Origin of the sequence: Nonomuraea marmarensis (genome assembly GCF_043197025.1) — a bacterium.
Classification (GTDB): Bacteria; Actinomycetota; Actinomycetes; order Streptosporangiales; family Streptosporangiaceae; genus Nonomuraea; species Nonomuraea marmarensis.
Map to the genome: position 1 here is coordinate 33625 of NZ_JBICRM010000054.1, position 13311 is coordinate 46935.

At 67.4% G+C, this 13311-nt stretch carries 13 protein-coding genes and 1 pseudogene; 5 read left to right on the plus strand and 9 right to left on the minus strand.

The genetic code is table 11. From position 1 onward, the window contains the following. Positions 1 to 4: 4 nt before the first annotated feature. Genes ACFLIM_RS46770 through ACFLIM_RS46785 form a run of 4 tightly spaced genes read right to left on the minus strand, consistent with a single transcriptional unit; the run spans position 5 to position 4452 of the window. On the minus strand, positions 5 to 904 hold the full coding sequence (locus tag ACFLIM_RS46770; RefSeq protein WP_393176704.1) for a carbohydrate ABC transporter permease: 900 nt from the start codon (positions 902 to 904) through the stop codon (positions 5 to 7). After that, complete coding sequence (locus tag ACFLIM_RS46775) at positions 901 to 1824, minus strand: carbohydrate ABC transporter permease (protein ID WP_393176706.1); 924 nt, start codon at positions 1822 to 1824, stop codon at positions 901 to 903. Before ACFLIM_RS46775 ends, ACFLIM_RS46770 begins: the two co-directional genes overlap by 4 nt. Then, entirely contained in the window at positions 1824 to 3176 is a 1353-nt protein-coding gene (locus ACFLIM_RS46780; RefSeq protein ID WP_393176708.1) for an ABC transporter substrate-binding protein, read from the minus strand. Before ACFLIM_RS46780 ends, ACFLIM_RS46775 begins: the two co-directional genes overlap by 1 nt. A gap of 13 nt (positions 3177 to 3189) precedes the next feature. Further along, positions 3190 to 4452: an alpha-L-fucosidase gene (locus ACFLIM_RS46785; RefSeq protein ID WP_393176710.1), complete on the minus strand. Its 1263-nt coding sequence runs from the start codon at positions 4450 to 4452 to the stop codon at positions 3190 to 3192. A 149-nt stretch (positions 4453 to 4601) separates the two neighbouring features. Here ACFLIM_RS46785 and ACFLIM_RS46790 point away from each other — a divergent pair, with 149 nt between their 5' ends. Then, positions 4602 to 5303 (plus strand): GntR family transcriptional regulator, encoded by a 702-nt coding sequence (locus ACFLIM_RS46790; protein WP_393176712.1) that lies wholly within the window; start codon positions 4602 to 4604, stop codon positions 5301 to 5303. A 318-nt stretch (positions 5304 to 5621) separates the two neighbouring features. On the opposite strand, the gene ACFLIM_RS46795 is transcribed toward ACFLIM_RS46790, so the two are convergent. Next, on the minus strand, positions 5622 to 6509 hold the full coding sequence (locus tag ACFLIM_RS46795) for a haloalkane dehalogenase (protein ID WP_393176714.1): 888 nt from the start codon (positions 6507 to 6509) through the stop codon (positions 5622 to 5624). A gap of 140 nt (positions 6510 to 6649) precedes the next feature. On the opposite strand from ACFLIM_RS46795, the gene ACFLIM_RS46800 reads away from it, so the two are divergent. Further along, positions 6650 to 7504: a MarR family winged helix-turn-helix transcriptional regulator gene (locus ACFLIM_RS46800; RefSeq protein WP_393176716.1), complete on the plus strand. Its 855-nt coding sequence runs from the start codon at positions 6650 to 6652 to the stop codon at positions 7502 to 7504. 524 nt (positions 7505 to 8028) lie between these two features. Here the strand turns inward: ACFLIM_RS46800 and ACFLIM_RS46805 are convergent. After that, positions 8029 to 8283 (minus strand): hypothetical protein, encoded by a 255-nt coding sequence (locus ACFLIM_RS46805; RefSeq protein ID WP_393176718.1) that lies wholly within the window; start codon positions 8281 to 8283, stop codon positions 8029 to 8031. On the opposite strand from ACFLIM_RS46805, the gene ACFLIM_RS46810 reads away from it, so the two are divergent. Further along, on the plus strand, positions 8270 to 8788 hold the full coding sequence (locus ACFLIM_RS46810; protein WP_393176720.1) for a COG1470 family protein: 519 nt from the start codon (positions 8270 to 8272) through the stop codon (positions 8786 to 8788). The genes ACFLIM_RS46805 and ACFLIM_RS46810 overlap by 14 nt on opposite strands. 61 nt (positions 8789 to 8849) lie before the next feature. Here ACFLIM_RS46810 and ACFLIM_RS46815 read toward each other — a convergent pair whose 3' ends face one another. After that, entirely contained in the window at positions 8850 to 9458 is a 609-nt protein-coding gene (locus ACFLIM_RS46815; protein ID WP_393176722.1) for a TetR/AcrR family transcriptional regulator, read from the minus strand. 132 nt (positions 9459 to 9590) lie between these two features. On the opposite strand from ACFLIM_RS46815, the gene ACFLIM_RS46820 reads away from it, so the two are divergent. After that, positions 9591 to 10487, plus strand: coding sequence for an SDR family oxidoreductase (locus ACFLIM_RS46820; protein WP_393176724.1), 897 nt, complete (start codon positions 9591 to 9593; stop codon positions 10485 to 10487). A 41-nt stretch (positions 10488 to 10528) separates the two neighbouring features. Next, complete coding sequence (locus ACFLIM_RS46825) at positions 10529 to 10792, plus strand: SDR family NAD(P)-dependent oxidoreductase (RefSeq protein ID WP_393176730.1); 264 nt, start codon at positions 10529 to 10531, stop codon at positions 10790 to 10792. Positions 10793 to 11387: 595 nt separating this feature from the next. Here the strand turns inward: ACFLIM_RS46825 and ACFLIM_RS46830 are convergent. Further along, positions 11388 to 11963 (minus strand): dihydrofolate reductase family protein, encoded by a 576-nt coding sequence (locus ACFLIM_RS46830; protein ID WP_393176726.1) that lies wholly within the window; start codon positions 11961 to 11963, stop codon positions 11388 to 11390. A 116-nt stretch (positions 11964 to 12079) separates the two neighbouring features. Continuing rightward, a pseudogene (locus tag ACFLIM_RS46835) lies at positions 12080 to 13180 on the minus strand (ISL3 family transposase); the annotation flags it as partial. Between the last annotated feature and the right edge of the window lie 131 nt (positions 13181 to 13311).

Here is a 13311-nt window from a genome sequence, read left to right on the forward strand (position 1 = left end):
GGTTTCACTTGAGCGCACCCAGGGTGATGCCGCTCGTGACGTAGCGCTGGAAGATCAGGAAGAGGATGACGATCGGGAATGTCGCGATGACGAGGCCGGCGAAAAAGGCCCCCTGGTCGCTGACGAACTGGCCCTGGAAGGAGAGCAGGCCGACCGACAGTGTGCGGTTCTGCGGGCGGGTCAGCAGGACGACTCCGAACTGGACCTCGCTCCACACGAAGATGAGCCCGAGCAGCGTGACCGAGACGAAACCGCCCTTGCTGATTGGCAGGACCACGCGGAGCAGCGCGGCCAACTCCCCGTAACCGTCGATCTTGGCTGCTTCGAGCAGTTCCCGCGGTACGGCGGCGAACACCGACCGCATGATGAGGGCGATGGTGGGCGTCATGAACGCCGCGTACACTAGCGAGATGCCCGGCACGCTGTTGAGCATCTGATACCTGCCCAGCAGCTCGAACGTCGGGATCAGCGCGACGACCAGCGGGACGCTCAGGGCGAGGACCATGACGCGGCTGACCGCGTTCGACAGGCCCCTGGTCGCGCGGGCCAGGCCGTAGCCGGCGAGGCTGCCGCAGGTCACGCCGATGGCCAGGCTGCAGAGTGCCACCAGCACGCTGTTGATGATGTACGTCGACAGCGGCGCGCCACCGACCACGCCCCGCCAGGCGTCGGCGTAGTTCGACAGCACCCACTGGCCGCCCAGCCCCAACGGGTGGGCGTAGATGTCGCTGGTCGGGTGCAGCGACAGCAGCAGCATCGACACGAACGGCACGACCGTGATCGCCGTCCAGACCAGCAGGAGCGCGTAGCCGACGTACCAGAGCGGGCCGTGTCGCCAGGCCGATCGTCGCCGGCGACGCCGTACGGCCGGCCGTGTTCCGCTGGGAGTCCGCGGCGCCGTCATCGCGCGTCCAGGGTCTGCTGGCGGAAGATCCGCAGGGTCATGATCCCGATGACGGCGACGATCAGCGTCGTGATGACCGCGGTAGCCGAGCCGTAGCCGTAGTCCTGGTCGACGAAGGACTGCTTGTAGACCAGCACCGGGAGGATACTCGTGGAGTTACCTGGGCCGCCTCGGGTCATCGCGTAGATGATGCCGAAGGCGTTGAATGAGAACACCGAGGTCAACGTCGTGATCGTGCCCAGCATCGGCACGATGTTCGGCAAGGTGATCCGGAACAGCCGTCCGGCCGCTCCGACGCCGTCGAGCGTGGCCGCCTCGTGCACCTCCGGGGGGATGGCCTCCATCGCGCCCAGCAGGATCAGCATCGCATACCCGGTCTGCGTCCACACCGCTACGAAGATCGCCGCGTACAGTGCCGTCGAGGACGACGCCAGCCAGGCGTGCCCGTCTCCGAGCCCGATCAGGCCGAGCAGTGAGTTCACCACACCGGTCGTGGGCTGGAACGCGTTCGACCAGAAGATGCCTGCGATGCTGACCGGGATGATCACCGGCAGGAACCAGATGACCTTGAAGATCCGGGCGCCGGGGACTTTCCGGCTGATCGCGTTGGCCAGGAGACAGCCGAAGGTCACCGTGAACACCACGGTCCCGATGAAGAACTGCAGGCTGGTCCCGATGGACTGCCAGACCAGCGAATCGTGCAGAAGCCGCCGGTAGTTGTCCAGGCCGTGGTAGGCGACGGCGCCGATGCCGTCCCAGGAACCGAGGCTGATGCGCACGGATCCGGCGATCGGGTAAGCGACGAGCACGAGCAGCAGCACCAAGGCCGGGACCATCACCGCGGTCGGGAAGATCCGCGCCCTCCGGCGAGGCGGCCGCGCCGTGGCGGCCGTCGCCAGAACGACTTTGTCGGCGGTCATCAGTCCGACGCTCCCGACACCTTGCCGGACTGCAGGTCCTCCAGCGCCGACTGGTACTGCTGCGCGGCCTGCTGCGGGGTCAGCTTGTCGGCGACGAGCTTCTGCAGCACCGGCACCGAGAACGCCTGCCCGAGGGTGGAGGGCACGGTGGAGTCCCAGATGTTGACCAATCCGACGGACTGCGACAGCTCGAACTGCTGCTGCACCAGGTCGCCGAGGTTCGACAGGCTCGATGCGGGGATCGAGGTGAACACCGGGAGCGAACCGGTGGCGGCGATGACGCTGACCTGGTACTTGTCGGTCATGAAGAACTGAAGGAACTTCTTGGCCAGATCCGGGTTCGCCGCCTTGGCCGGGACCACCAGGGTGTCACCGTTGAAGGCGTCGAACGGCGTCTTCCGGCCCGGGGTGAGCGGGGGCAGCAGGAACCAGCCCATCTCGAACGACGGCTTGGCCTCCTTCAGGCTCGCGTAGGTGTAGTTGCCGCCCTGCAGCATCGCGAGTTTTCCGCTGGTGAACAGCCCCTGGGCTTGGTCGGTGTCCATGCCGAGCATCCCGTTCTGGTAGATGCCCTTCTTCTGCCAGTCCTGGATCGTCTGGAGCACCTTCACGAAGCCGGGGTCGGTGTACTTGACGTCCGTGGGGGATCCGGGCTTGAAGTTTGTGAGCATGGCGTCGTAGTCGTCGGCCGACACCGCGGTGGGCAGCAGCGCGTCCAGCGTGTGCCCCAGGTCGTACGGGCTCGAACCGCCCACGCCGAATCCCTCGTAACCGGCGGCCTTGACCTTGCCCACCATGGACTCGAAGTCGGCGACGGAGTGGACCTGGTGGTCGGGCGGGTCGGGGATGCCGGCCTTCGCGAAGGCTGCCTTGTTGTAGTAGACGGGGTTGATCAGCAGTTGCTCGTAGAGGACGCCGTAGTGGTGCCCGTTGGTCGTGTAGTAGTCGACCTGGCTTTTGGAGTACTTGTCCGCCAGGCCAGCGGCCTTCCAGACGTCATCCAGCGGGGTCAGCTGCTTGTTCTTCAGTAGCGCCGACCAGACACCCGTGCTGCGCTGGAGGTAGCCGATGTCCGGGGTGCCGGTCGAGCTGAGCAGTGCCACATTGGGGCCGCGGGAGCTGCCGGCGTCGACGCCCTCGAACGTGACCACCGTGCCCGGGTTGGCCTTCTCGAAGTCCTTGCCGACCTGCTGCATGGCGCTGGCCAGCGGTCCGGTGGGGATCTGAATCCGGAGCGACTTGCCGTCGCCGCCGCCTGGTCCGGTGCCGGTGCCGCACGCGATGCCGGCGGCCGCGAGCAGGACGCCTGCGAGGACTGGCCTGGCCGCTCTGAGAGTTCTAGAGAGTCGCACGGGACCCGTCCTTTCAGGGAGCTGACAGCTCTATGGCGATGACGTCGATGAGCGCGCCGGTCGGTGGTGGCACGGTGATGAACAGTTCGCCGAGCGGCTCGTCGTCCTCGCCGTTCGCCTTGTGCACTTCCTCGTTGACGCTGTACTGCAGCGGTTGCTCGGTGCCGAGCAGGCGAACGCTGACGACCGAGCCGATGGGAACGTTCCTGACGATGAGCACGTCCTGTGGCTGCAGCAGCAGGTGGAGGTAGACGTTGTTGCCGCGCTGCGTGGCCGGGCCGTAGAAGTCGAGGCGTTCCGGCGCGGGCGCGGCCCCGACGATGCTCTCGCCGTGGCTGGCGAGCCAGCTGCCGAGCTGCTTGAGCGTGGCGACCTCGGTCGGCACCAGCGACCCGTCACCCCGCGGCCCGATGTTGAGCAGGAGGTTGCCACCCCGGGAGACGACCTCGCTCAGGTAGGAGGCGAGCAGCCGCGGGCTCTTGTAGTCGAGGTCGTCAGGCCGGTAGGCCCAGCTCTCGCTCATGGTGAGACACAGCTCCCACGGTCCGCCCGGTGGCCGGCGCGGCATGCCCTGCTCGGGTGTCGCGTAGTCGCCCTGGCCCGGCAGCCGGTCATTGATGATCACGTCCGGCTGCAGGGATTTGATCAGCTCGCGGAGCTCGGCGCCGTGCCATTCCTCTGCGGTGCGTTCCCACTCCCCGTCGAACCACAGCAGGTCGATCGTCCCGTACTCGGTGAGCAGTTCGGTGAGCTGTCCCTTGACGTAGTCGAGGTATCGCGCCCACTGTTCCGGTGAGGGCCGCCGGTAACGGTCGTGCGGGTAGGGACGATCGGCGTCGGTGAACGCCGGGTAGTCGGGATGGTTCCAGTCGAGCAGCGAGTAGTAGACGCCGACACGCAGGCCCTCGGCGCGCAACGCGTCGAAGAACTCCCGGGTGATGTCACGTCCGTACGGCGACGCCGCGATGGAGAACTCGGACTGCCTCGTGTGGTACATCGAGTACCCGGCGTGATGGCGGACGGTGAAGACCACGTAGCGGGCACCAGCGTCGCGGGCGAGCCGCGCGACGCCTCGCGGATCCCAGCGTCGCGGGTCGAACGTGGCCGCGCTCGACTGGTACTGCGTGATTGTCATGTCGGCTTCGGGTTCTGTCCGGCCCGAAATGATCGACTTGCCGACCAGGGGCCAGCCGATCTCCACGCCTTGCTGACTCGCATGGTCCCAGTGCACGAACAGGCCGAAACCCGCGTCGCCGAACCAGTCGGGAAAGGTCACGAGCTCTTCTTTCTGTGTCGGGCGGGCTAGCCCAGATCCGATACGATACGATTTGCATGAGGATGCAGGGCGTTTCGGGCATGTGTCAACCACGAGTAGCGAAGATGTCCGGAACCTATGTGTCCGCGGTGGCCTCAGATGGAGGGGCGATGAGTGACTCAGCGCCGGTGACAGGCGCATCCAGCGGCTCGGGTTCCGCCGAGCCGGCCAAGATCAGCATCCGCGAATCGGTCTTCCAGGCGCTGAAGGCCCGGCTCATGGATCACGACTTGGAGCCCGGGACGAAGCTGTCGATCGACGGGCTCGCCCGCGAACTCGACGTGTCGCAGACGCCGGTCCGCGAAGCGCTCGCGCGCTGCGAGTCGGAGGGGCTCGTCGTCCGCCGGCCGAACACCGGCTATCTGGTGGCCCCCCTGCTCGACCGGGCCGCCCTTGATGACCTGTACGACGTTCGCCTGCTCCTCGAACCGTCCGCTGCCGCGCGTGCCGCACGGTACGCCACGGCCGCCGAGGTGACCGCCATGCGGGGGTCGCTGGAGCAGATGATGTCACCGCTGGTCGGTGACACCTACGAGGCGTACCGCGGCTTCGCGGAACTGGACGCCCTGTTTCACAACGCGATCGCCGAGGCCAGTCGCAGCCCGCTCATCGCCGACACGCTGCGCAGGTTCCGCGCGCATACCCATGGTTACCGCCTCTACTTCCGCCACGGGATCGCCAGTCACGCCGCCGATGAGCACCGCGCGGTGCTCGACGCCATCTGCCGCAACGATCCCGAGGCGGCGGCGAGCGCCATGACCGCCCACCTCGAGGCGTCGCGGTCACGCCTGACGAGCGCCTACAAAGCTTGACCCTGCCAGGTCCGCGGAGAATGCGGCGGCAGGTCGCCGACCGAGGCCACGACGGCCTGGGAGCAGCGGCTCGGCGCGTGGGAGGAGGCCGTCACAGCTGCGTCCCGTCCCGGACCCGATCACGGACCCCGAACGAATCATCGACCTGAACATACGCCGACGAGACCGGCTCGGCGGCCTCCTCCACGAGTACTCACATGCCGCTTGACCTGCACAGATGAAATTTTCGGCAGGGCGCAGTGGTGGCGGCGCGCTGTCCGGCACGCTGCCGAGCAGGTTGACCAACCAGGCAGCACTGACCGCCAACCGGATCGCGGATCAAGCGCTCGCCCAAGCCGGCGAGAGGAGGTGGTGCCGGTTCAGCCAGCCGGCGATGGCCTGGCCGATGGCGTGCGGCTGGTCCTCGGGGGCCTGATGCCCGGCGGGTCCAATGCCTTCGATTTCGAGGGCGGCGATGTTCTGGCGGGCCCAGTCCACGATCTGCGGGGAGGCGATACCGACGCCGTCTTCAACCGTGAGGAGCAGTTTGGGTACCTCCGGGCTGGTGGCGAGCCATGCACCGTAGGCGTCCATGCGTTCGGCCACATCGGCCGGTTCACGGTCGTAGGGAATCTCGCGCGGCCACTGCAAGAGAGGACGGCGCGACACCGGTTCGCGGTAGGGCGCCCGGTAGACGTCGTGGTCGTGCGGGCTGAGGCCTGTCTTGATGGCGAAGGGGTGGGGCAGGGCGTACTCGATGGCGGCGTTCTCCTCCAGCAGCAGCCGCTCGCCGAGCCCGGGGGTGCGCAGCGCCTGGGAATGGTCGATCACGTCCTGCGGCAGTTCCGCCCACATCTGCGGCCGCAGGAACGTCTCCAGGAGGGCGACGCCGCGCACCAGGCCGGGGTGGCGGGCAGCGCGGTCCATGGCCAGTGCGCCGCCCCAATCGTGCCCGACTAGGACGACCTCCTCCAGCCCCATGGCCTCGAACCACGCATCCAGGTAGCGGGCGTGGTCGGCGAAGCGGTAGCCGATGTCGGGCTTTCCGGAGGCGCCCATCCCGATCAGGTCCGGGGCCAGGACCCTGGCGCGATCGGCGACGTGCGGGATGACGTTGCGCCAGATGTAGGACGAGGTGGGGCTGCCGTGCAGGAACACCACTGGCGACTCCCCCTCCCCGGCCTCTGTGTAGGCGAGGTAGGAGTCCATGACCGCGACAGTACGCATGATCGCTATGTCCTTCCATGAGTTGTGTGTCGGGACTCTAGATCTACATGCTCCCAACTGTCAACATTCCAACTAATTCTGATGCAACCATCATCAGATCAATCATCAGACTGCTAGCATCACGCCAGGAGGTGAGGCTCGTGCCCGAACAGGCAAGGAATGTCGTCGACGACGAGTCCGGCCCGCTGCATGCGACCACCGGCCACCTACTACGCCGCGTGTTCACCGCCGTCACCGCCCATGCCATGCAAGACGGGTCACAGTCGCGCGAGTTCGTGGTGCTCGACATCCTCGCCGACGAGGACGCCCCCTCACAGCAGGACCTCGCCCACCGGCTCGGCATCAACCGTACGATCATGGTCAGGCTGCTCGATCGGCTCCAGGCGGCAGGCTATGTCATCCGCACCCGCAACCCGGCCAACCGCCGCACCTACGTGCTGTCACTGACCGAGGCGGGCCGTACCGCACTGGACGGCATGCGCCACGCCGTCGCCGACCGCGACGCCCGGCTCACCAGCGCGCTCACCACACCCGAGCGGCAGCACCTCACCGCGCTGCTGACCAAGCTCGTCGCCGACGACGGGCCATCCGCCATCCACAGCATCGAGCACTTGATCGCCCAAGCCCACTACCGGCTGCGCCGCCTCGGGGATCATCAGCTCGCGGCGTACGGTCTGCGCACCCGCCACTTCGCCTTGCTGCCCGCCCTGGACAGGCTCGCCCCCTGCCCGCAAGAGCAACTGGCCCGATACCTGCACCTGACCGAACCGGCCACCGCATCACTCATCGAGGAACTGGTGGCGGCCGGCATCGTCTCCCGCGGCCAGGACCCGCACGACCGACGCCGCTACGCGCTGCAGCTCACCGACCTCGGCCGCGCCCGCATCCCTGTAGTGCGTGAAGCCCTGGAGAGCATGGAGCGCGACATCGACGACATCCTCGGCCCGGACGGCGCTCAAGAACTTCGCACCCTTCTCACCAAGCTCTTGCCGTAGGACGGATCAGTACGCCCGCCATATCTTCCAACAGTGAGGCCAGCGCCTCTGCCGTCAGCACAAAGTCAATCGGCGGATCGCGTGAATCAAAACCTGGTTACGCGGCGCTACTTTGACCGCTACGGACATGGTCGGGCGAAGGCCCCGTCACGGTAGGCCGCCGCTACCCACCCGCTTGACGCGATCTCACCAGTAACCCCCTTCCCCGGGGGAGCGCGGTCACGGGTTGAACAGGAAGGGCAGGCCCGCGTCGTGGACCCTGATCGGGCGCAGGGGCCGCCAGCCCTCGATGAGCTTGGCGAGCCCGGCTTCGATCTCCACGGTGAACCCACGGCCCTGCGTTCATCCGCGATGCTCATCACGCCGGCCTCACCCTCGCCGAGATCGGCGGCATCCTCGCCCTGCGCGATAGCGGCGAAACCCGTGCAGCCACGTCATCGACCTCATCGACCGGCACCTCGCCGACATCAGCCAACGCATGGCGGAACTCCGCAAGACCCCTCGTGTTTCGCACTTGTGGGTGATCATGTTTCGGCTGCGGCGCAGGCTGCGAGGACGGCCCGGGTTTCTTCGGGTGTGGCCTGGTAGAGGGCTTGGGGCCGAAAAAGTTCGGCGATGATGACGCGGCGGAGCTTGATCACCATGTCTTCGAAGGACAGTTCGGTCTTGGTGGTGTACCAGCGGGCTCGTGCTCGTCGTTCGGCGGTGTCGTGGGGGCTGTGGCCGGTGGTGGCGTACCAAGGGATGGTCAGGCGGAGGCAGATCATGCCCAACGGCAACGGTGCGTTCCACCGCGAGCCGGGTGCGGTTGCGGGCCTGGCCGACGCCGAGGCTCTGGCGGGCGAGCCCTTCAACGTCCAGGTGACGGTCGCCGCCACCGGCAAGGCCGTCCCGGCAGGTGAGCTCGCCCTCGTCCTCCCCAACGGCTGGACCTCCACGCCCACCGGCCACAAGGTCCTCCCCCTCAAGCCCGGCGAATCGCAGACCCTCGCCTTCCAGGCGACACCCGTCGCGGGCAAGACGGAGCAGCAAGCAACGATCCGGGCGGTCCTCACCGGCGACGACTGGCGGGTCGTCGGACTCGCCTCTACCAGTATTCGTCGCCGGTCCGCAACCCAGCCACACCCTGCCAGGGATAGGCACGGCAGAACTCCTGTGCCCGCACTGCAGTGCGCCGGCCAGGTCGATCAGGGGACCGACCAGGCCTGTCCACGATGCCGGCCGCGAGCGACACGTTGGCATAGACCGCACCCTTGTGCAGATCACCTCGCCGTTGATCAGTAGGCCATGCAGCCAGATCGACTGGTCGGCGAGCCCCCGGCAGGAACGGACCCGAGTGGGGGGCTCAGTTACGCGTCGGTGTGGTCACGATGCTGCGTGAGGCCGTCGCCTTTCCGGTCAAGGTGAGTAGTTCGCGGAGCACGTGCGCTGAGATGTCGGCGAGAGATCGCTGCTCGCCCTCGCGGATCCATTGTGTGAACGCGATCCCGAAGACGGTGGCGCCTGACTCCGCGGCCAGGGTGGCGGCGAGTTCGTCGACGCCACGCGCGCGGAGGGCGTCGGCGACGGTCGTGGCAAGGCTGGCGAGCTTGTGCGACTCGCGTTCCTGCAGCGCGGGGTTCTGCTCGATCACCGATTGTCGTTGGCGGGAGTGGGGCCGGCGCTCGTCCGGGAACAAGGACGCCGCGGACTGCAGGGCGCAGGCGACGATCTCGATCGGAGATGCGCCCGATGGTGCGGTGTCCACGCCGTCGAGGAACGCCTGGACGAACACGTCCTGCCCGTAGAACAGGACCTCGCGCTTGTCGCTGAAGTGGCGGAAGAAGGTGCGCTCGGTCAGGCCGACGGACTGTGCGATCTCAGTGGCGGTCGTCTGCTCGTAGCCGCGGGTGGCGAACAGCTCGAGCGCCGCCTTCTGCAGCCGCTCCGGAGCCCCCGGTTCCCAACGCGCCATGCGGTCAAGTGTAGCGATGACAGTGACTGACTTGAAGGGGTAAGCTATGTCTGTGACTGACATCAGTCGCTGCTACCAACCACTCGGATCATTCGCCCCGCTCGCTGGCGGGGCGTCGAAGGAGATCACATCATGCACGTTTTCGTCACTGGAGCCTCCGGATGGATCGGCTCCGCGACGGTCGACGAACTGCTCGCTACGGGCCACAAGGTCACCGGACTGGCCAGGTCCGACGCGTCCGCCGCGGCCCTCGCGGCGAAGGGCGCCCACGTCCGCCGCGGGGACCTGGACGACCTCGACAGCATCCGCGCCGGCGCCGAGGACGCCGAGGCCGTCATCCATCTCGCGAACAAGCACGACTTCTCCAACCCGGCCGCCTCGAGCGCGGCCGAGCGGGCCGCCGTCCAGACCATCGGCGACACGCTCGTAGGTACTGACCGTCCGTTCCTGTTCGCATCGGGCGTCGCCGGCCTCGCCCAGGGCAGGCCCTCCACCGAGGACGACGCGTCCTCGGCCCACGGCCCGGACTCCCCGCGCGGCGGGAGCGAGAACCTGGCGCTCGAGTTCGTCGAGCGGGGCGTGCACAGCGTGAGCCTGCGCTTCTCACCCACCGTGCACGGCACCCGCGACCACGGGTTCATCGCGGTCATCGCCGCGGTCGCCCGCGAGAAGGGCGTCTCCGGCTACCCCGGTGACGGGACCAACCGTTGGGCCGCCGTGCACCGATCCGACGCCGCCCGCCTCGTCGCGCTCGGCCTCGAGAAGGCGCCTGCAGGCGCCCGCCTGCACGCCGTCGCCGAACAGGGTGTCTCCACCCGCGAGATCGCGGAGGCGATCGGCCGCGCGTTCGACCTGCCCGTCGCCTCGATCGCCGCCGAGGACGTCCAGGGCCACTTCGGCTGGATCGGCAACTTCTTCGCCAGGGACCTCGAGGCGACCAGCACCGGGACGCGGGAGCTGCTCGGCTGGACGCCCACCGGACCGACCCTCATCGAGGACATCGACACCGACGCGTACTCGGCGCACTGACCGGGTCGACGACCACTGCCGCCGCCACGTACTGACAAGGAATAGGAAACGCCCATGAGCGATTCGACTGCACTGTCACCGAGGCCGACAAGGGCATCGGCAAGCAGATCGCCGCGCAGCTCGCGGCCGCCGGGGTGAGCGTCTACGTCGGCTCTCGCGACCCGGAACGCGGACAGCAAGCCGTCGATGAGATCGGCGGCAGGGCCCGGCTGCTCGTTTGGGCACGCAGCCCCGCCGGCAGTCCCCGAGCCAGCGCGGCCAACACCGCTCGATCCGCGCACGACAGCCTCGGACGGCCCACCTGATGGCGCAGCACTGCCACCTCATGCCGAAGCACGAGGATCTCCAAGGTCTTGGACCCGTCGCCACCAGCCAGCAGCGTCAGCCAGCCCACAATGCGACAGAAGATCAAATAGAAGAGACGGAGCACCACGAGCCTCGAGCATGCCCGACCCTGACCACTGCTTCGACCAGGAAGCCGGGACAAACCCGCAGCTCACAACCGTGAACGGAGTATTGACACCCTTCAGGTGCAGTTGTGCCGCCGCGAACTCCTCGACCGCTGCCTCCTATGGAACGAACACCACCTGCGGCACGCCCTACGCGAGTACGAACACTCCTACAACCAGCACCGCGCCCACCAAGCCCTGACCCAAGCGGCCCCGCTACGCATCGTGCCGGATCCGATCACAGATCCGGAGCGAATCATCGACCTGAACATACGCCGGAGAGACCGGCTCGGCGGAGTCCTCCACGAATACTCACATGCAGCTTGAACTGCATGGATGTAGTTTTCGGCAGGCGCAGTGTCGACGTGTCGACGTCAGGAGCACAGCGCCATACCCACGCACGCGGCGAGGATGACGATCCCGGCATGGCTCAACGCCGCCCCGTCGCCGATCAACTGTGTCGGGTCGGCCGATAGGTCAGCACCTGCGTGTGGCCGTCAAAGGTCCGGGCCTCGAGCAGCTCGAGGTCGAAGTCGTCCGCACCGTCGAAGATCCGGTCCACGCCGGTCGTCCCGGAGATCACTGGGAAGACCGTCACCTCGATGGTGTCGATCAGGCCGGCGTTCAGCAGCGCCCGGTTGAGCGTCAGGCTGCCGTGGGAGCGCAGCGGCACGTCGGATTCGGCCTTGAGGCGCGTGACCACCTCGACAGGATCGCCGGACTCGATGGTCGTGTCCGGCCACTCGAGCGGTTCGGTCAGCCGGCTGGAGAGCACCGTGACCGGGGAGTCGAACATGCGCGTGATCCACCCGTCGAACAGGCTGCGGTCGAAGCCTGCGTTAAGGAACGGCGCGTTCGAGGTGTAGGTCTTGGCCCCGAGCACCATGCGCAGCGGGTCGCGGTAGGCAGCGGCGCGATGCGCGAGGAATTCGGGGCCCTGCTTGCCCCAGTAGCCGCCCCAGTCTCCGTTGTGGTTGGCGAAGCCGTCGAGCGTGGAGAAGATGTCGAAGGTGTACGTGGCAGTCATGGTGTCTCCTTGCGGGAAGTTGGTCGCGCCGCGCCTTGTGGCGGCCTCACCCCTGCTACGAACGCCACCGCCCCTATCCGACACGCCTCCCGGAATTCTTTCAAAACTTTCCGGGCTCATCCGATCTGAGTGTGTGGTTGTGGTCTGAACCCGCCAGCCTCGATTAGTGATCTTGCGATGTAGTTGGCGAGGTTGCAGAAGCCCAGCGCGGAGCCGCGTAGGTGTTCCAGGCGGCCGTTGATCGCTTCGGTCGGTCCGTTGCTGGTGCCGGCCCGGTCGAAGCAGGCCAGCACGTCGGCGGCCCGGCGTTTGAGCGTCCGCCCGAGTGTGATCAGCTCGGTCAGGGCCGTGGGCACCGCCGCGCTGACGGTGATGGTCTTCGCCAGGTCGGTCTTCGCGCAGGCTCGATCCGGGTTGCGGTAGGCGGCGACGATGCGTTGGTAGATGCCCCAGGTGGCCTCGACCCCGACGTGCTGCTCGGTGGCGAACACGGCAGGCAGTCTTTGGTGTTGTCGGTCGGTGAGCAGCTCGACGCCGGTGCGCAGCACGCGGCGGATGCCGTAGAGCGGGTCACCGGTGCGCCCGCGGTGCCCGCAGGTCTGTTGCTGAACACGCTGCCGACATCGGTCGAGGGCGTCGCCGGCCAGTGCTACGACGTGGAAGGGATCCATGACCGCGACCGCGTCGGGGACGGCCTCAGCGGCTGCGGTCTTGAAGCCGGTGAACCCGTCCATCGCTACGACCTCGATCCCGTCGCGGAAGGCGCTGCTTTGGGCGTCGAGCCAGGTCTTGAACACTGCTTTGGAGCGGCCTTCGACCATGTCCAGCAGCCGCGCCGGGCCAGTGCCGTCACGCACCGGTGTCAGGTCGATGATCACCGTGACGTACTTGTCCCCGCGACGGGTGTGTCGCCACGCGTGCTCATCGACCCCGATGACCTGCACGCCGTCGAGACGGTGCGGGTCACTGATCAGCACGCGGCGACCTTCGGTCAGCACCGCGTCGTTCGCGGTGTTCCACGACACGGCCAACGCCTCCGCGACTCCAGCGACCGTGAGGTGCTGGCACACGATGGCCTCCAACGCCCAGCGCAGCGCACGCCGCGACAGCCGGGCTCGCGGTTCGGCCACCCGGCTCGTGTCCTGCCGCCACACACGCCCACAGCCAGTGCAGCGGTAACGCCGGACCGTAACCAACAACGTCGTCGGCCGCCACCCGAACGAGCAATAGTCAAGTCAGCATGAAACGGCCGGCTCCGGTTCTGTCCGTAGTCGCTTCATAGCTTCCGTGGATCGGCTCACGCTAGAGACAGCGGGGGCCGGAGCCACACACAGAAGGGAGCCGACCG

Excerpts from the sequence above, each read along its gene's own strand:
- ACFLIM_RS46775 (WP_393176706.1), bottom strand. The coding sequence starts at position 1,824 with ATGACCGCCGACAAAGTCGTTCTGGCGACGGCCGCCACGGCGCGGCCG.
- ACFLIM_RS46795 (WP_393176714.1), bottom strand. The coding sequence starts at position 6,509 with ATGCGTACTGTCGCGGTCATGGACTCCTACCTCGCCTACACAGAGGCC.
- ACFLIM_RS46790 (WP_393176712.1), top strand. The coding sequence starts at position 4,602 with ATGAGTGACTCAGCGCCGGTGACAGGCGCATCCAGCGGCTCGGGTTCC.
- ACFLIM_RS46830 (WP_393176726.1), bottom strand. The coding sequence starts at position 11,963 with ATGACTGCCACGTACACCTTCGACATCTTCTCCACGCTCGACGGCTTC.
- ACFLIM_RS46810 (WP_393176720.1), top strand. The coding sequence starts at position 8,270 with ATGCCCAACGGCAACGGTGCGTTCCACCGCGAGCCGGGTGCGGTTGCG.
- ACFLIM_RS46770 (WP_393176704.1), bottom strand. The coding sequence starts at position 904 with ATGACGGCGCCGCGGACTCCCAGCGGAACACGGCCGGCCGTACGGCGT.
- ACFLIM_RS46820 (WP_393176724.1), top strand. The coding sequence starts at position 9,591 with ATGCACGTTTTCGTCACTGGAGCCTCCGGATGGATCGGCTCCGCGACG.
- ACFLIM_RS46815 (WP_393176722.1), bottom strand. The coding sequence starts at position 9,458 with ATGGCGCGTTGGGAACCGGGGGCTCCGGAGCGGCTGCAGAAGGCGGCG.